The organism is Dyella sp. (assembly GCF_035685885.1).
Taxonomy (GTDB): Bacteria; Pseudomonadota; Gammaproteobacteria; order Xanthomonadales; family Rhodanobacteraceae; genus Dyella.
Genome location: NZ_DASRZX010000154.1, coordinates 22,513 through 40,075 on the forward strand (window position 1 = coordinate 22,513; position 17,563 = coordinate 40,075).

General features: G+C 64.5%; 19 protein-coding genes. 8 read left to right on the forward strand and 11 right to left on the reverse strand.

The annotated features are described in order from the left end of the window. The first annotated feature begins 106 nt into the window (after positions 1–106). Positions 107–472, forward strand: coding sequence for a hypothetical protein (locus VFG49_RS17605; RefSeq protein ID WP_324862969.1), 366 nt, complete (start codon positions 107–109; stop codon positions 470–472). Next, positions 469–921, forward strand: coding sequence for a hypothetical protein (locus tag VFG49_RS17610; RefSeq protein WP_324862972.1), 453 nt, complete (start codon positions 469–471; stop codon positions 919–921). The genes VFG49_RS17605 and VFG49_RS17610 overlap by 4 nt, the downstream gene beginning before the upstream one ends. A gap of 299 nt (positions 922–1,220) precedes the next feature. On the opposite strand, the gene VFG49_RS17615 is transcribed toward VFG49_RS17610, so the two are convergent. The 3 genes from VFG49_RS17615 to VFG49_RS17625 form a co-directional block, all read right to left on the reverse strand. After that, a complete protein-coding gene (locus VFG49_RS17615) occupies positions 1,221–1,370 on the reverse strand; it encodes a hypothetical protein (protein WP_324862974.1) in 150 nt (49 codons plus the stop codon). A gap of 309 nt (positions 1,371–1,679) precedes the next feature. Further along, positions 1,680–2,990, reverse strand: a complete 1,311-nt coding sequence (locus VFG49_RS17620) for a glycoside hydrolase family 30 protein (protein ID WP_324862976.1) — start codon at positions 2,988–2,990, stop codon at positions 1,680–1,682. A gap of 362 nt (positions 2,991–3,352) precedes the next feature. Then, positions 3,353–4,519, reverse strand: a complete 1,167-nt coding sequence (locus tag VFG49_RS17625) for a M23 family metallopeptidase (protein WP_324862978.1) — start codon at positions 4,517–4,519, stop codon at positions 3,353–3,355. 789 nt (positions 4,520–5,308) lie between these two features. Here VFG49_RS17625 and VFG49_RS17630 point away from each other — a divergent pair. After that, positions 5,309–5,872 carry an OmpA family protein gene (locus tag VFG49_RS17630; protein ID WP_324862980.1) on the forward strand — a complete coding sequence of 188 codons (564 nt, stop codon included), beginning with the start codon at positions 5,309–5,311 and terminating at the stop codon, positions 5,870–5,872. A 60-nt stretch (positions 5,873–5,932) separates the two neighbouring features. On the opposite strand, the gene VFG49_RS17635 is transcribed toward VFG49_RS17630, so the two are convergent. From VFG49_RS17635 to VFG49_RS17655, 5 genes are all read right to left on the reverse strand, one after another. Next, positions 5,933–7,660: a SulP family inorganic anion transporter gene (locus tag VFG49_RS17635; protein ID WP_324862982.1), complete on the reverse strand. Its 1,728-nt coding sequence runs from the start codon at positions 7,658–7,660 to the stop codon at positions 5,933–5,935. Between the two features lie 187 nt (positions 7,661–7,847). Beyond that, positions 7,848–8,090 (reverse strand): hypothetical protein, encoded by a 243-nt coding sequence (locus VFG49_RS17640; RefSeq protein ID WP_324862984.1) that lies wholly within the window; start codon positions 8,088–8,090, stop codon positions 7,848–7,850. Between the two features lie 188 nt (positions 8,091–8,278). Continuing rightward, a complete protein-coding gene (locus VFG49_RS17645) occupies positions 8,279–9,109 on the reverse strand; it encodes a helix-turn-helix domain-containing GNAT family N-acetyltransferase (protein WP_324862986.1) in 831 nt (276 codons plus the stop codon). Positions 9,110–9,328: 219 nt separating this feature from the next. Beyond that, the gene (locus VFG49_RS17650) at positions 9,329–9,739 is read right to left on the reverse strand and encodes a VOC family protein (RefSeq protein WP_324862988.1); all 411 of its coding nucleotides are present in this window, start codon (positions 9,737–9,739) and stop codon (positions 9,329–9,331) included. Positions 9,740–9,776: 37 nt separating this feature from the next. Then, the gene (locus tag VFG49_RS17655) at positions 9,777–10,229 is read right to left on the reverse strand and encodes a helix-turn-helix transcriptional regulator (RefSeq protein WP_324862990.1); all 453 of its coding nucleotides are present in this window, start codon (positions 10,227–10,229) and stop codon (positions 9,777–9,779) included. Positions 10,230–10,445: 216 nt separating this feature from the next. On the opposite strand from VFG49_RS17655, the gene VFG49_RS17660 reads away from it, so the two are divergent. Continuing rightward, positions 10,446–10,934: a RidA family protein gene (locus VFG49_RS17660; RefSeq protein WP_324862992.1), complete on the forward strand. Its 489-nt coding sequence runs from the start codon at positions 10,446–10,448 to the stop codon at positions 10,932–10,934. Between the two features lie 63 nt (positions 10,935–10,997). On the opposite strand, the gene VFG49_RS17665 is transcribed toward VFG49_RS17660, so the two are convergent. Together VFG49_RS17665 and VFG49_RS17670 are read right to left on the reverse strand one after the other, a co-directional pair. Then, positions 10,998–11,327 (reverse strand): hypothetical protein, encoded by a 330-nt coding sequence (locus tag VFG49_RS17665; protein WP_324862994.1) that lies wholly within the window; start codon positions 11,325–11,327, stop codon positions 10,998–11,000. Between the two features lie 21 nt (positions 11,328–11,348). Further along, positions 11,349–12,830 carry a DUF2252 domain-containing protein gene (locus VFG49_RS17670; RefSeq protein ID WP_324862996.1) on the reverse strand — a complete coding sequence of 494 codons (1,482 nt, stop codon included), beginning with the start codon at positions 12,828–12,830 and terminating at the stop codon, positions 11,349–11,351. Positions 12,831–13,059: 229 nt separating this feature from the next. On the opposite strand from VFG49_RS17670, the gene VFG49_RS17675 reads away from it, so the two are divergent. From VFG49_RS17675 to VFG49_RS17690, 4 genes are read left to right on the forward strand one after another with little or no spacing between them, the layout of a single operon-like run. Then, a complete protein-coding gene (locus VFG49_RS17675; RefSeq protein WP_324862998.1) occupies positions 13,060–13,782 on the forward strand; it encodes a DUF3348 domain-containing protein in 723 nt (240 codons plus the stop codon). After that, positions 13,775–15,871 carry a DUF802 domain-containing protein gene (locus VFG49_RS17680; RefSeq protein ID WP_324863001.1) on the forward strand — a complete coding sequence of 699 codons (2,097 nt, stop codon included), beginning with the start codon at positions 13,775–13,777 and terminating at the stop codon, positions 15,869–15,871. The genes VFG49_RS17675 and VFG49_RS17680 overlap by 8 nt, the downstream gene beginning before the upstream one ends. After that, complete coding sequence (locus VFG49_RS17685; RefSeq protein WP_324863003.1) at positions 15,868–16,515, forward strand: OmpA family protein; 648 nt, start codon at positions 15,868–15,870, stop codon at positions 16,513–16,515. The genes VFG49_RS17680 and VFG49_RS17685 overlap by 4 nt, the downstream gene beginning before the upstream one ends. A 4-nt stretch (positions 16,516–16,519) precedes the next feature. Next, complete coding sequence (locus VFG49_RS17690; protein WP_324863005.1) at positions 16,520–17,149, forward strand: DUF2894 domain-containing protein; 630 nt, start codon at positions 16,520–16,522, stop codon at positions 17,147–17,149. Between the two features lie 29 nt (positions 17,150–17,178). Here VFG49_RS17690 and VFG49_RS17695 read toward each other — a convergent pair. Further along, positions 17,179–17,563 (reverse strand): EamA family transporter (locus tag VFG49_RS17695; protein ID WP_324863007.1); only part of this gene is annotated, 385 nt, incomplete at its 5' end.

The window sequence follows — 17,563 nt, forward strand, 5'->3', positions numbered from 1 at the left end:
ATGGGCCGGCACCGTGTGCTGGCTGCCATGTGGGTAGCCGCGTGGCGCGCAGGGGATGCAAGGGGATGTCTGTCCGTATCCGGGGCAGACAGGAGAACGGGGACTTATGGGACTTTGGTCAGTCTTGGCTGCCGGGCAGGGATTCGTGTGTCTCGAAGGGCCCGCCAGCTTCGAGCTTTACGGCGTGGTCTCGGCAAACGACCCGAACGCGGCGTTCTCCGAGGCCATTGATCTCGCTGCACGGCACTGGCCGGAAATCTCGCAAGGCCATCAAACCTCCGGCGCCGAGGCTTTCATCCGCGCGGAGGAGATCAACGAGGTTGCCTTGATGCAGGGAATGGAGGTCGACGTCGTCGACATCTCCTGGATCTGGAAGCAGTGTCCGCAAACAGAAGCGGACGAATGTTTGGCTTGCACGAATACACGCTCGTCGATTCCGGACGATCTTCAACAAAGAGAGGGGGCTCTATGAAGACGAAAGGTTTGGTACTCGCTACGGTTGGACTCATCATCGTTGTTGGCGTTCTGGTGCAGCGCAGCTACAGCTCAAGCGCACAACCGGTAAGGAAGGCCGACCCGCAGGCGGACGCGTTGCCCTTGACCGCCCTGCATTTCGTGCCTATTGATCACGCGAGCTACGAGCTTGGCTTCCAATCGGCAAAGTCGGGCGCCAGCGCACCCAAGCAGCCCGCGGACTGGGTCAGCTATTGGATTGGCTACGGGGAAGAGAAGCGTGCTGAAGGCGATATTCCGCCGCGCACGGGTAGCTTTGCCGACCTCCTCCATGAGGACCAGCGCTGCATCCAGGGCGAAGTACTGACGGTTCGCGAAAGCACCTATGCCAAGACCAAGGACGCTGCGGGAAGCACTTTCCTGTGCAACCGGTTTACGGTGTTGCCGTCGGCTCCCAAGCGTGCTTAAGACTCATCGAGAGGGCCGCTGATCGCCGCCTTCGCCATGGCTGGGCATCGAAAGGCCCGGCCGATCCCCGCTTGTCATGCGCATTCCCGTTACCGCCCCTCTACGATGCCTCGGCGCTTGCCGCGAGTGGGCCCCTGCTTCGACCGATGGCCGGCGCGCCAGGATGCGCGAGGGCGGTTCGGAACGTCCGCCAGTGGCATGACGTCGTGGGCCGAGGCATGTCGAGGGGCTGGAAAGCACCCTCAAGATGCTTGAAGCATCCGAACTGGCAAGTAATTGCCGGTTCGACAGCTGTCACTTCAAGCCGCTGAGGCGGGAGCCGTCGTCTGGCTGGTGACGACGTTCGACGTGGTCGCCGGGGTGTAGGTGATCATGGCGCCGACGGTAAGAACGCAGATGGCGAAGCAGGCGACGTACAGGCTATTCAGGATCAGGTTCTCGAATTTCATGACGGCTCTCCAGGTGGGTTGGTTTTGCTCTCACTGGAGATGGAGCAATCGCCGCGCCAACTCCAAATATCCCTGAAAAACCGCACCGCCAAGCCATTTCGTCGAACTCCCTCGCCACGTGAACACTGTCCGCGGACGGTGTCCGGACAGACAGGCGGTGTCCGCGCGCATCCAAACGGACATCACGAGCCTGCTGGGTCGTGTTGGCATGTCAGCGCGGTGGCAACGCACGCGGATTCGCCGCAACCGGCCTGCACGCGGGCACGTCAGCTGTGCAGAGCCCGCTTCGACAGCGCACTCATCCGGCCATCAGTACGCGCGACCCATCCATGCGCCCGCCTGGCTCGGGTTCCATACGAAGGTCGCCACGCTTTCCGGCGGCATGGTGTATTCGAAGCGGGTCTTGTTCTCCGCCACCGAAACGTGGCGCTCCTCCGTGTTGCTGTTCACCATCACCAGCACGATCGATCCGTCGGAAGCATCCTGGAATGCCACGTTATCGAGGCGTTCCTTGTCGGTGGCCGTGGATTCCACCCGCACGGCGCCGGGCAGGACGAATTTGCTGAAGTGCGCCAGCGCGTAGTATTCGTCGTTGCGAGTCACATCTCCTGTGCGTGAGTCGATCGTGATCACGCCCTTGCACGCGGCGCAGCCGCCAAAATGCGGCCCGTGGTTTTCATCGAGCGCCAGGTTCCAGTACACGACGCCGCGAGCCCATTGCCGGGTTCCGGTCACCAGCAGGTTGCGAGCAAACCACAGCAGCTCGCCGTTCACGCTCGACGCCCAGTCACCGCCGGAACACTCGGTGATGTACGTATCTTTCCTGGGAAACGCCTTGTGCACGCGCCCCTGCGCATACTGGCTGCCTTCGTAGCAGTGCCACGCCACGCCGTCGATGTAGCGCGCAGCATCGGGGTCGCCAAGCACGCTCAAGGGTTGTTCCGGCTGGCTCCAGTTGTGGTCCCACTCCAGGATGCGCGTCTTTGACTTGCGGCGTGCCAGCTTCGGCCCGAGGTATTGGGCAACGACGCGTGCGCGCGTGGCCGCGCTCATTTCCATGCCCGGATAGGTGATCGGGACGTAGCTCGGCTCGTTCTGCAGCGTCAACGCGAAGATGGGAATGCCATATCCGCGATAGACGTCCAGGTATTTCACCAGGTAATCCGCGAACGCGCTTTCGTACTGCTCCAGCAACTCGCCGCCGATCAGGTTCTGGCTGGTCTTCATCCAGGCCGGCGCAGTCCACGACGAGGCGATGACGAGCAGCTCCGGATTGATGGAAAGCACCTCGCGCACGGTGGGAATGACGTCGCTCAGGTTCGGTGTGACGTTGAAATGCTCCAGCTGCGGATCGCTCTGGCCAAAAGGGAGATCATCCAGCGTGTACAGCTTCAACGAGAAATCGGAGGCGCCGATGGTGAGCCGCATCATGTTGAAGTTGAGGTTGGGCGGCGGGCCGTACAGCTCCTGCAGCAACGCGCCACGCTGCTGCGCATTGAGCTTGTTCTGCAGCAGCCACGCCGAGGAGTCGGTCATCGCCGCCCCGAAACCGGTGATCTCCTGGTACCTCTTGTCGACTTCGATAACCACGTCGGCGGACGACTCGCCACGAACGCTCATGGCTATATCTGGCTGCCGCGCAAGCTTCAGTCGGCGGTCCGCCGTGCTCAGCCAGAGCTCGACCGCGGGCATGATGCTCCGCGTCGGACGGGTGACCTTGGTGGTCGCCACAGGATGCTCGAAGCGTGGCGCGAAGAGGACGACCAGAGTGAGCACAGCGATCAAAGCGATGAAGACGGGGACAGCCCGACTGGCTTTCGAGCCGTGCTCATCCATGGTGCTTGCAAAACCTTCTGTTCATGTCGCGATTCACTTGAACCATGCCGCTGTGCGCAGCTTACGCCACAAAGCCGCTGTCGTTCGAGTTCCACGGCACGGTTGCCACCCTCGTCCCTGGAAAATGGCGCTGCGTACCTCCGTCATCACTGGTCGGGAAATTGAATCACGACATCGTTCAACGGCATCTCTGCACGACGTGGCTGTGCATCAGCGTGCTGCCACGGTTGGCCCTGCCCGAACAACTGGCCTTCGGACTCCGGACCCAGAAAATCGAAGCGGTCGAATACATAGGGAATGCCTTCCGACCCTTCGAACGTGCTGGCGTTGGACAGCTGAAAATGCAGGTGCGGTGCCGCTGAATTTCCCGACTGGCCGAGGTGCGCAAGCACCTGCCCGCGATGCACGTGATCGCCGGTCTTGACCATGACGCTGCCGCGCTGCAAGTGGGCATAGCTGGCAAACACGCCGGGCGCGATCTGCAACACGACGTAGTTGCCGAAGAGGCCATTCGCGGTAAGCGACGCGGGTTCGGGCTGAGGCGCAAGCGGCGCATGTTCCGCTTCGCCATCGCGCATGCCAATCACCACACCGTCGGCAACGGCAAGAACATCTGCTCCATAGCCAATCCAGTCGGCATGCGTGGATTTATGGATGTCCTTCACGCTTGAACGCATTGCGTGCCCTGCAGCGTCAATGCCAACGAGATCCAGGGCATAGCGCTGCGGAATGGTGAGCTGTCCGTTTACCGCGACCAGGCTTCCCCAGTGATGGGATTGGGCTGCCCCCGGACCTTCGTGCGCCAACCAGAGACCGCCACGCAGTGGCGGACCGATCGTGGTGATGAATTCATTGCCAACACGAACCATGGCGCCATCGAGCACGGTGCCACCCCGCTTCTCCGTCTCGAATTCGATACGGTGGCGCAGCGTGTGCGGGACTGCCGCGCCCGGCGGCAAGGTGATCCAAACGAAAATGACGGCGCGTTTGCCTGCCGCAATCGATGGCGTCTGGTGTTCCTCTGGCACGGGCCTGAGCACCTTCGCCAGATCCTTGGCATCCATCGCCAGCACCGGCGTCGTGGCGTCGTCGCCGAAAACGCTCAGGTCGCGCAGCTCCAGCGAACCGGTATCACCGTAGAAATTGCTGACATGCAGCTCGTACGCCAGATGTCTCAGGCCGTCGCTTCCAACAAACGGGCTGGGCGCGAACGGCACGCGGGCTTCGACGGGGGCCGATGCATCCTCTGCATGGATGGATGGAAGGCTCGTCAGCAGGACCAGGAGAAGAGCCACCACAGTTTTGCGAATCATTCGAGGGACGTCCTTGTCAGAGGCGTTGGTGGTTCCGGGATCACTGCCCTATCGGTCGATGGCTGCTCGAACTGACGATGGACGGCCAAGCTTGCCGACGGGATGGCCAGGATGCAATGTCGGTCAGCCACCCCGTGCCGCTCTCGCTGCCTTGGCGATTCCGCGATGCAGGACGTCGCCTTCCACGCGCGGCCTTTCTGGACAACATCCAGGTGTGGTTCGCCTGTCCATGGACCTTATCGACGGCCGTGGTTCTGCTGGGCTCGGCAGGGATGATCGCCATGGGGACCGCATATGCCACGCTTGCGTCCACCCTTATCCATCGGTGACGCACATCTGTCGTGTCGATCCGAGAAGCTTGAGGCTAGCCCTACCTCACCGTGCGATGGATTCCGGGCCTGTCATGCATGCCTCCGATGCCATCCCGAGTGCCGCGGAAAATGGCCTTGACGTCCTTCCGCAAAACTACTTGGAAGAGCGAATTGCGTCGTGGCGATCGTGTCTCCGTACATCTACCTAGCATTCCTTCCGTAGTTCAACGCAGGCACTTTGCAAGGCGATCGGAAGCCGCCCTTCGATTCACGCTGCTTGTACAGGGTGAAGCCTATCTAGCTGTCGGAACCATCTTTCGGATCGCCTTCCTCTGGCGGCATCGAGCACGAGGGACGGATGGTCACCTGGGTAGAACGCAGGCACTCGAAACCTCCGCGGCGATTGGCACCGCGAAAGCAAGCGTGCTTCGGCGCCAACGTCGTCTCCGCGTAACTTTCGTCGAATGGAGAACTTCAAATGACCAAGTCAATGACACTGTGCGCACTGGTTGCAGCATTGCTGATGGCTGGCTGCGTTTCCCAGCAGAAATATGATGAGTCGCAACAGCGCAATGCCGAACTCGAGGCGCAGTACCAGCAGCTGAACTCGACCATGGGATCGGAAGTTGCCTCGCGCGACATGCAGATCACCAGGATGCAGGACGCAATCAAGATCTCGCTCAACGACCAGCTGCTGTTTCCATCCGGCGGATGGGAGATCTCCGAAGGCGCCAAGACCAGCATCAGCAAGGTGGCGGCCATCCTCGCGCCGCACCAGAAGAACAAGATCAATGTGAACGGCTATACCGACAGCACGCCGATAGGTCCGCAGCTGGCAAGCCAAGGGGTGACAACCAATCAGATCCTTTCCCAGAAGCGTGCCGACAACGTCATGCAGTTCATGATTTCGCAGGGCGTGAAAGCCAACATGGTCTCGGCCCACGGCTACGGCGAAGCCAATCCGGTGGCTTCCAACGATACGGCCGAGGGCAAGGCCCAGAATCGGCGCGTGGAACTCACCATTGCGAGCCCCAACAAGTAAGGGGCGCAAGCGGGCGGAACGCGTGTCCAGGATGGACCGATTCCGCCCGCTCCGAACGTCCTAGCGAAGGCCAAGATAGTCGTCCACCGCGCTGCCGACCGTGGGATGGAAATGCTCGTCCCCAAGGATGTCCGTCAGCTCGAAGCGCTTGAGCTTGTCGCGCACGGGGTCCTTCATCTCGGCGAAACGCAGCTCCATGCCGCGCTCCCCGAGCGTTCGGCTCAATTCCCTCAGCATGTCGGCGGATGTCACGTCCACGCTCGTCACCGGCTCCGCAGCCACGACGATGCGTCGCACGGGCGTGGGCGAGTCGTCGACGGCCTCAAGCAGGCGCTCCTGGAACAGCTCGGCATTGGCAAAGAACAACGGCGCATCCCAGCGAAACAGCACAAGGCCGGGTATGCGCTGGGCGTGCGGATAACGCTTGATGTCGTGGTATCCGCGCAAGCCTTCCACCCGTCCCAGGACGGCGTAATGGGGGCGCCAGCCGTCCCACAGGAATTCGATGACGGCGATCACCACGGCCAGGCCGATGCCCGGTATCGCACCGAAGACGGCAACGCCCGCGAAACAGGCCATGGAAAGCCAGAACTCCCAGCGCTGGATGCGGTAGATGCGCTTGAGGTCGGCGAACTCGAACAGGCCCAGCGCCGCCGCGATCACCACGGCGGCAAGCGCGCTGTTGGGCAGGTAACGCATCAGGTTTGGCGCGGCCACCAGCAGCACGGCCACCGCCAAGGCACCCACGACGCCGGTGATCTGCGTCCTGGCGCCGGCCGCTTCGGCCACGGGGGTACGCGATGAGCTGCTGCTGATGGGAAAGCCCTGGAAGAATCCTGCAGCCAGGTTCGCAGCGCCCAGTCCGACCATTTCCTGATTGGGATCCACACGGCTGTTGAAGCGAGCAGCGAAAGTGCGCGAGAGCACGCTGGTGTCCGCAAACGAGATGAGTGCCACCGCGCAACCGCCCAGCACCACTTTGACGAGATCGGCGTTGCTTGCCCATGGCAACACGAACGAGGGCAACCCTTGCGGAATCTTGCCGAGCACCTTTACGCCATGCGCATCGAGCTTGAACACGGTGACGCACAGCGTCGCCACGATGACGGCGATGAGGATGCCGGGCAGCCGTTCAAAGCGCTTGAGGAGGAGGATGAGCACCAGGCTCCCGACGCCGACGGCAACGCTGTAGCCGTTGGCCTGGCCTGCCGCGATGGCGTTGCCCAGGTTCACCACATCACGCAGTGGCCCCTGGTCCTCGATGGAAATGGCAAAGAGTTTCGGCAGCTGGCTGATCAGCACGGTGAGCGCGATGCCGTTCATGTAGCCGTATCGAATAGGTTTGGAAAGCAGCTCGGTGACAAAGCCCAGGCGCAGCAAGCCAAGCACGATGCAGAACACGCCGGAAACCACCGCCATCATCCCGGCCAGCGCAACGGCGCGCGACGGATCGCTGATGGCCATCGGCGCAACGACGGCAAGGATCGGCGCCGCGAGTGCGGAATCCGGACCGAGCACCAGGATGCGGCTCGGTCCGAAGATGGCGTAGGCCAGCAGCGGAACAATCGTGGCGTACAAACCATAGACGCCAGGAACGCCCGAGGCCTCCGCATAGGCGATGCCGACGGGCACCAGCATGGTGGTCAATACCAGGCCGGCGGCAAGGTCCTTCGGCAACCACTCCGCCCGATAGCTGCTGATCACGATCAGGCCAGGCAGCCAGCGCCACCAGGACTGCTGGTCCACCGAAGTACGTTGGACGTGGTGGAACGATGGGTCGGATGGCATGAGTCGATCGCCCCCCCCGGGAACATGTGCTCGGCGCTGTCGTGCAAGCATGCGCGCATTTTTCGCGGCCCGGAAGCGCGATGGTCGTTCGCCTGTGGGCCTGATGACCCGCCTGGAAGCAGCGCCGCGGATACCCGTGGCGCTTCCGCGCCTGCTTCATGCAGCCGCGGCTTCCGACGCCGCGCGCTCAGCCATCGGTGTCCTGCAGGTGATCCTTCCCACTCTCTATCTCGGCGTCGATCGCCAGCCTCACGCGCGCTTCGCAGGTGGCGTCGGTCGATTCCAGCGTATAGATGGTGCCGGTCGGACTCCCGCACCAATTGCCGGCAGGCGTGTGCATGACCGCGCTCCATACAAGATGGCGAGCATCGACGCGATTCCAGATCGCGCTATAGGAGAACCCCTGGTGAGTACCGGTGAGCTCTGCCATCTCCGCACAATCCATGACTGCGTGGCTGCCCGCTACGTCGCATCCATTCGGCGAAGGAGTGGCCCGTGGTTGCCCTGTGGGAAGCATCATGGTCGGCCGCGATCCGGGGCGGTGCAAGTCGACCGTTTGGGGGATTCTTCGGTCACATCACCTGGCGTGCACGTTTCCTCGACACACCGACGCTTGCCTCAAAGCTTCTTCTCGAAGAAGAAGTCGGCATAAGGGTCGTCATTGAAGCGATCGATTTCCTTCCAGCCGGATTTCAGATACAGCTGCCTCGCCTCGTGCAGCGAGCGATGGGTGTCCAGCCGCAACGTGGTGAAGGACAGCTCGCGCGCAATGTCCTCGGCCTGCGTCATCAGTCGCCTGGAAAGTCCCAGCCCGCGTGCGGATGGGGCGATCCATAGCCGCTTGATTTCGGCGATGCGTTCGCCCGCGCCCTTCAGGCCCACGCAGCCGATCGGCAGGCCGTCGGACAAGGCAAGCAGGAAAGCGCCGTGCGGACGCATCATCTGCCCGGGCGACGGATTGCGCGAACGCGCCACGTCGAAGCCCTGTTCGAAACGTTGCGCCAGCTCCGCGTAGTACGCATCGAGACAATGCCTGGCCGCATCGCTGCGCGGATCGACTTCTTCCACCGCGATCCGCTCGCGGCCCAGCGCCGACGCGATGAGATCCATCGCAGCCAGTACATCGCCGGGTCGCGTGTGGCCCGCAAGCATCGCCGTAGCCTGCGCGTTGGAGAGCCTCTCATACGCGCGGTATTCCGCCTTGCCCGTCTTTGTCAGCTGCGCAACGCGACAGCGCGCATCGTGGGCACTGGGAACGGTTTCAACGAGGCCTTCGTCCTCGAGCCCCCGCAGCAGACGACTCATCAGGCTGGTCTCCAGGCCCAGGTATTCCCTCAAGGACGCGACATCGGCATGACCCTGCCCGATGGCATTGATCACGCGAGCGGAGCCAAGCGGCCGACCGCGGCCGAGGAACGACGCATCCAGCGCGCCGACGGCGGAGGTCACGGCACGGTTGAATCGTCGAATACGTCTGACGTCGTCGATTTCCATATTACCTAACTTAAGTCAGGTAATTTTCGCAGTCAAGGCGGAGGGAACTTCTTGCCGCGCAGACGGCGGTTACGCTCACTGCCGATACCCCGGGCATGCCGTGGTTTGCGCCGCCTGGGGCGTCTCAAGGAAAGACCGGGCGCGCGGTGCAACCAGCGCGCCCTTCCCGCGTGCTTACGCCACTTCCTGGATGCGGACCATGTTGCCCGCGGGATCACGCACCGCGCAGTCGCGCACGCCGTACGGCTGCCGGGTCGGTTCCTGCACGATCTCCGCTTCCCGTGCCTGCAGGCGCTCGAAGGTGCCATCGAGGTTCCTGGTGGAGAGCACGACGATACCGTAGGTGCCCTTGGCCATCATTTCCCCAATCACGCGGCGCTCGTCATCGGTGATGCCGGGGCTGGCCGTCGGCGGGTAGAGCACGATGGATGTGCCGGGTTGGTTGGCAGGGCCCACGGTGATCCAGCGCATGCCCTTGTGGCCCACGTCGTTGCGCACCTCGAAACCCAGCGTATCGCGATAAAAGGCCAGTGAGGCCTCGGGATCGGAGTGCGGAAGAAAACTCGCGTGTATGGAGATATCCATGGTAATCAGTCTCGTGGTTGGATGAAGTCCGTGGGGATCACTCTACGGGCGACGCATCCACCCGCGCTTCTCGATTCCTGATCGGTCGCGTGACCTGCTTGGCCACGCACGATGGCATCCCCTCGGTGGCACCCGCCTCACGAAGCTTGTAGACACTGGGCGGCACGCCGACGAGCTCGGTGAAGCGCGTGCTGAACGTGCCCAGCGACGAGCAACCCACCTGGAAACAGACGTCGGTGACGCTGAGCTCGCCCACGCGCAGCAACGCCATCGCCCGCTCGATGCGGCGCGTCATCAGATACGAGTACGGCGACTCGCCATAGGCCAGCCGGAACTGGCGACTGAGGTGTCCTGCCGACATGCCCACGCCCGTGGCGAGCGCCTCGACATCCAGCGGCTGCGCATATTCCCGATCGATGCGATCGCGAACCCGGCGAAGGCGTGCCAGATCGAGCAGATGGGTCGAGCTGGTGGATGGCGCGCTCGTCATTTCCCGATCGTGTCACTTCATGCCACGCATGGCCAGTGACTGCGATCGTGTGCAAGGAGTGTTTCGTTTGCCACGTGAACGCCCTCGACGCGGCACGTGCCATGACGCACCGCGGACCTTCGGCAAACGGTCGATCCTGTCACGGCAGGTTCCATTGCAGCCATCGAGGTCCTGCGCAACGATGACCGGCAACAAGACTTGGGGCGGAGAACGGGCATGGGTGAGATCGAACGTCGACTTGCGGACCTGGGGCTGTCGTTGCCGCCGGCCATGCCGATGCTTCCTGGCGTGCGGCTGCCGTTCTCGCTGGTGCTGCGCCGCGGTTCCCGCCTGTTGTTCTCCGGCCACGGCCCGCAGGCGGCCGATGGCGGCATTCACTCCATGCGCGGCAAGCTGGGCGCGGAGCTGAGCGTCGAGGATGGCTACGAGGCAGCGCGCCACGTAGCGCTTTCGGTGCTTGGCAGCATCCAGCGCGACATCGGCAGCCTGGATCGCGTCACTCGCTGGGTGAAGGTACTGGGCATGGTCAATTCGGCGCCGACCTTCTGTGAGCAGCCCGCGGTGATCAACGGCTTCTCCGACCTGATTCTTTCGCTCTGGGGTCCTGAACGCGGCGCGCACGTGCGTTCCGCCGTGGGCATGGCGCAGCTTCCCTTCAACATTCCGGTGGAAGTCGAAGGCGAACTCGAAATCGATGGTGGCTGACGACGCCCGCGTGTGATCTGACGCGTCGCACGTCCACAGCGAAAGGTCGCGGGCGCGTCTGGCCTAGATGCGCTCCGGTGGAACAGCCGCCACCAGCCGGCGGGCGCGAAGCGCACGGGTGGCCCAGATGGCAGCGACCACGAACGCCAGCAACGTCACCACCTGCGCGATGCCAAAGGCCGCCTGCCTTGTGGCCGGTTCAAGCGTATTGAGCGCGGGCACCTTGGCGAAGATCTGCGCGATAAGCACGAATACCAGAAAGTACTGGCTCAGCTCGCCGACACGCTGGGTTATCACCCACTGTTCGCCTGCCTCGGCGTGCTCGACGTGATGGCAGCTGCCGTGCTGTGGACGCTGCTGCGCGAGCGGCGCAGCGGAGCCGTGCAGGCGCACTGACTCCGCGCAGCGATTGCGCTACTGGATGACGGCGGCGTCCACGCGACCGGCACGCGCAGCAGCCACCAGCGCCGCATGATCGCGTTCGTTCTGGTCGGCGTAAGCCACCGAGAACGAAGTCATCGCATCGGCGAAGGCATCGCTCTTGCCCAGGTAGGCCGCCAGCATGACCGCGTCGGCCGACCTCGCATGCGCACGCGCCACGGCGTGTGCGCACAGCCGTGCGAAGCGGCGAAGGTTGGATGGCCTCATCAGCTCGATCTGCGGCGAGATTTTCGCATCGCGCAACTGGCGCACGTAGAAATCGCGCCCGGCAGTCTGGGTCCAGCCCAGGAAGATGTCGCTGGCCGACTGCATCACGCGCTGCCCCGACACCACGCGCTGGCCCTGGTGCTTGTACGGGTTCTTGCCGATGAAGGGCTCGATCACCGACTGGCGCGCTTCCTTGAACTGCAGGAACAAGGGATCGCCGCTGCCCGACACCAGCAGCATGATGCCGCAGTAGGTGCCGACGCTGCCCACGCCCACCACCTTCACGGCCGTATCCATCGGCTCGAAGCGATCGAGCAGGATGCGCCGCTCCGGCGACAGCGATTCGCGATAGACCGCGAATGCCTTCATGCGCTCTTCCTGGCTTACTTCGTCCTGCACCGCTGCGTCGTGGTAGATCAGCGGCGGTTCGTCCTGGATGCGCGGCGGGGAGCCGCCCTCCACGGTGAGCTTGACGAATTCCTTGGTGTGCGCCGTGTGTTCCACCGCCTTGCGAACGCTTTTGACCGCTACTTTCTTGAGCTGCTCGTCCTGCATGCGGTCGATCACGCCCTGCAAGTCGATGTGGTCGTACCAGGCATCCAGTATCGGCTTGGATGCGTACTCGGCGACATGGTCGCGATACGCAGAGGCCGCTTCCCACGCCGCGTCCTTGGCGTCATCGGCATTGAAGCCGTTGGCGCGCGAAGCGACCACCATGCTTGCGCAGAGCCGCTTGATGTCCCATTCCCAGGGCCCGAGCGTGGTCTCGTCGAAATCGTTGATGTCGAACACCAGCGCGCGCTCGGGCGTGGCGAAGCCACCGAAGTTCACCAGGTGTGCATCGCCGCAGATCTGCAGGTGGATGCCGGTGCTCGGCGTTTCGGCCAGATCGCCCGCCATGATGGCGGCAGCGCCGCGGAAGAACGCGAACGGCGAAGCCATCATGCGCCCGTAGCGGATCGGCACCAGCGTCTCGACGCGCCCCTTGGACGTTTCGATCAGCAGGTCGATCGGATCGAAGCGCTTTTTTGCTGGCGTCCAGGCGCCCAGCGCCTTGCGCGAACAGCTCGCTCGCAGCGCCTTGGCCATGGCCTCGCGGTCTTCCACCGTGAAGCGGAACGTGCGCTGGCCCAGATCATCGGCCTGGGCCGCGTCGGCCTTGGCCTTCTTCGCGTGCCCGTTCGTGCCACGCCGGGATTTGGACGATTGGCGGCCTGAAGAACCCTGCTGTTCGGCTGTTGTGGACATGGATGCCCCCATCGAGGTTGCGCTTGGTGGTCTGACCGGTGGGCCGGAACTCCATTTGACGCCCGGCCGGGGCAAATGAATACCGAAAAACTACTTGCCTCCGCCGGAATCGGACCGCCTGCGGGCGCGCCCGGACCGCGCTGGAGCGCCTCCCCCGGAGACGCCGCGTCCCTTCGCGCCAGCAAGCCATCAGCTGTTCGCGTAAACTGGCGGTTTTTTAGCCAGAAAAATGCTGCAAGCCCCTCTTCGGGCGCCCGTGCGTGGGCCGGCGTTGATTCGTCTGCTCGCTCGTCTCACCCACGCTGACGTCCCGCCGCCCTCCGCCCCCCTGCCGGACCGGTTGAGCCAATGGCTCGATTGGACGCAGGCCATCGCGCTGTCCACCGCCCTGGACGGCAGGCCGGCGGACGCTTCGGGCGCGCCGGCCTTTGATACCGCCGAAGAAGAGGAATGCGCCCGCCTGCGTGCGTCATTGGCGGAATCCGCGTTGACTGCCTTCGCGGCCGCACCGGAGCACGGCGACCGCAACCCCGTGGACTTCGCGGTCTTTCGCCAGCACTACCTCACCCATCAGCGCCGGATGCAGGCAGCCACCGGTCGCCTGCGTGGCCGCCTGCGCGACATGCTCGCGCAGTGCTCGCCCGCCATGGCGCGGCTGGCCGACGTGGATGCGGTGATGGAGCAGGCGCTGAGCCCGCGCGAACACGCCTTGCTGGCCGCCGTGCCGGCCCTGTTCGGCGAACACTTCGAGCGCCTGCGCCAGTCGCAGGACAACGCATCGGCCGACGCTTCCGTCGACACCGGCACGCCCGGCGCGGCGCATGAGGCGTGGCTGGATACCTTTCGCAAAGACCTGCAGGGCGTGCTGCTCGCCGAACTGGAACTTCGCTTTCAACCGATCGAAGGCCTGCTAGCGGCGCTTCGCACCTGCCAACGGGAACCTCATGCTTAGAACACTCCTCAACCTTGCCGTGTTCGTCGCGGGCCTGGCCGTGGTGGCCTGGATCGGCGTGGGCTACATCGGTACGAATCCGCTGGGTGCCGTCGTCGCCATGCTGATCGGCGCGTGCTATCTCGCCGGCGGCCTGGAACTGCATCGCTATCGCCAGGCCACCGCCACGCTGCAGCATGCGCTTGATGCGCTGGCCGAGGCGCCGTCCAGCCTGGGCGACTGGCTGGGCCGCCTGCATCCGGGCCTGCGCAACGCCACGCGCCTGCGCATCGAAGGCGAACGCGTCGCCATGCCCGCGCCGACGCTGACGCCCTACCTGGTCGGCCTGCTGGTGCTGCTCGGCATGCTGGGCACGCTGCTGGGCATGATGGCCACGCTGCGCGGCACCGGCCTGGCACTGGAAAGCGCGACCGACCTGCAGGCGATGCGCGGCTCGCTCGCCGCGCCGGTGAAAGGCCTCGGCTTCGCCTTCGGCACCTCGATCGCCGGTGTGGCCAGCTCCGCCATGCTCGGCCTGCTGTCCGCGCTGTGCCGCCGCGAGCGCGTGCAGGCAACGCAGCTGCTGGACGCGCGCATCGCCACCACCTTGCGCCCCTATTCGCAGGCCTACCAGCGCGAACAGTCCTTTGCGCTGCTGCAGCGGCAGACCGACGGCATGCCCGCGCTGCTCGATCGCCTGCAGGCGATGATGACGGCGATCGAACAGCACAGCGCCGCCACCGGCGATCGCCAGCTCGCCGCGCAGGATGCCTTCCACGGCCGCACCGAAACCGTCTATATGCGCCTTGCGGCCTCGGTCGAGCAGTCGCTCAAGGACAGCGTGACCGAAAGCACGCGCGTGATCGGCGCCGCGCTGCAACCCATCGTGGAAGCCACCATGGCCGGCCTCGCACGCGAGACGGCATCGCTGCACAACGCAGTGACCCAGACCGTGCAGCAACACCTGGACGGTGTGACCCGCGGCCTGCGCGACACCACCACGACGGTGGCAGAGCTCTGGAGCCAGGCGCTGGCCGAGCATCGCCGTTCCAACGAGGCGACGACGCAGGAACTGCACGTCTCGCTGGAGCGATTCAACACGTCCTTCGAACAACGCTCCACCGACCTGATCGACAACGTGTCGGCCCGCCTCGACGCCACCGCAAGCCACGTGGTCGATGCGTGGACCCACGCGCTGGCGAAACAGGACGAAACCCACACCGCCCTGGTCGCGCGCCATCAGCAGGCGCTCACCGAAGCCACCTCAACGTTCGAAGCGCAGGCGTCCTCGCTGGTGCGCGTGGTGGAGCAATCGCACAACGACCTGCAGTCCACGCTGGCGTCACGCGACGAACAGCGCCTGTCCCACTGGACCGACGCACTCACCGCGATGGGCGCCACGCTGGGCAAGCAGTGGGAACTCGCCGGCGAACAGGCTGCGAGCCGCCACCAGGACATCTGCAGCACACTGGAGCGCACCGCCCAGGACATCACCGCGCAGGCGCAGGCGCATGCCGGCGAGACGATCGCCGAGATTTCACGCCTGGTGCAGGCCGCCTCGGAAGCGCCGAAGGCCGCAGCCGATGTGGTCGCCGAACTTCGCCAGAAGCTTTCCGACAGCATGGTGCGTGACACGGCCATGCTGGAGGAACGCAGCCGCCTGCTCGCTACGCTGGAAACCCTGCTGGACGCGGTGAACCACGCCTCCACCGAACAACGCACTGCCGTCGATGCACTCGTTGCCACCTCGGCCGACCTGCTCGACCGCGTCGGCACGCGCTTCACCGACCACATCGAAGCGGAGACCGGCAGGCTCGGCAGCGTCGCCGCGCAGCTCACCGGCAGCGCGGTCGAAGTGGCCAGCCTGGGCGAAGCATTCGGCGCGGCCGCACAGCAGTTCGGCCAGTCGAACGAAGCGTTGATGGAGCGGCTGGAACATATCGCCAACGCACTCGACCGCTCGCAGCTACGCGGCGACGAGCAGCTCGCCTACTACGTCGCACAGGCGCGCGAAGTGGTGGATCTCAGCATGCTGTCGCAGAAGCAGATCATCGAGGAAATGCAGCAGCTCGCGCGCCAGCGCGCCCATGCCGGAGCCGAGACCGCGTGAGCCACGACTCGGACATCGAAGGGGAATCGGCAACACCGATCTGGGCCGCCTTCGGCGACCTGATGGCGGTGCTGCTCGGCGCGTTCGTGCTGATCCTGGTGGGCGTGATCGGCGTGCAGCTGCAATTGCAGAGCCGGCTCGACGACGAGGTGAAGCAGCACCAGGCCGAAGCCGCGCGCCGCATGACGCTGGAGCAGGCCTTGGCCGCACCGCTGGCCGCCGGCCGCGTGACGCTGGTGAACGGACGCATCGGCATCCGCGGCAACGTGCTGTTCGCGCTCAACTCCGACCAGTTGCAGCCGGAGGGCCATGAGTTGTTGAAGAGCCTGGCCGGACCGCTCGCGCAGTACCTGCAGTCGCGCGAGGAAATCCTGATGGTCAGCGGCTTCACCGACGACCAGCAGGTGCGCGACAGCAACCGTCATTTCGCCGACAACTGGGAACTGTCAGCCGAGCGCGCACTGACCGTGACGCGCGCGCTGATCGCCGAAGGCGTGCCTTCGTCCTCGGTGTTCGCCGCGGCATTCGGCGCGGAACAGCCCGTGAGCTCCAACGCCACCGACGATGGCCGAGCGAAGAACCGCCGCGTGGAAATCGCGCCGATTCCCAAGCCCTCGGCCACCAGCGCCGCAGGCCATGAGTAGGCAGATGCTCCCCGCACGCGCGCGGATCGAGGCATGGCGCGAGCAGCGCGCCGACCGCCTCGATCCCCTGCGCTTTCATCTCATCGATGCACTGGAGAAGCGCGTATCCGCGCATGCGGGCGAGGCACGCTGCCTGCTGGATGAACGACTGGCGGGTTTGCTCGATACGTATGCCGCAGATCTTGAGGCAGCAGCACTTCGCGCCAGCCATGCGGACTCGCCTGCCGACACCAGGGACACATCGCTGAAGCAACTCGTCGACGACATGGCTCGCGATGCTTCCACGAAGCCTCGCGACATCAACGGCGCATCCGGCCACTTCACCGAACCGGCCATGCTCGATACGTTCCGACAGATCTGGGCGGGACTGCGCGCCGAAAGCCAGCTGCGCCAGTCCCTCAAGCGTGCGCCCACCAATGCCGGCCCGCTCAATTCAGGCGCCCTGGTGCATCGATCCATCGGCTTGATGCGCGATCTGTCGCCGGGCTACCTGCAGCATTTCCTGTCGTACATCGACGACCTGTCGTGGCTGGAGCAACTGAGCGCGGGCCGCGTGACGCCGGTGGGCGATGCCACGCAGGCAACCGCTCCCAGGAAGCGCACCCGAAGCAAGGCGCGACCGCGCAGCGATTGATGCGGCCTTGCGGCTCGGCGATTCGTTCTTCAGCTCGCCAACGGCTCCACCACCGCGGGCCTTGTGACACCCAGGGCGGTTCCCGCCGAGGCGATGATGATCGCCACGATCGCCAACCATTGCAGAGGCGTGAGGCTTTCTCCGAGCAGCATCACGCCCGCCATCGCCGCCACAGCGGGTTCCAGGCTCAGCAAGGTGCTGAAGGTGCGCGAGGGCATGCGCGTCAGGGCGACCATCTCCAGCGAATAAGGCAGCGCTGAACTCAGCAGCGCGACGCCCAGCGCGTAGGGCATCAATGCCGGCGAAAGCAAGGCCGCACCGGCGTGCACGACGCCGAACGGAATCGCCACCAGCGCGCCGATCGACGTGCCCAGGGTCACCGCATCGGCGCCGTAGGTCACGCCCGTCTTCCGG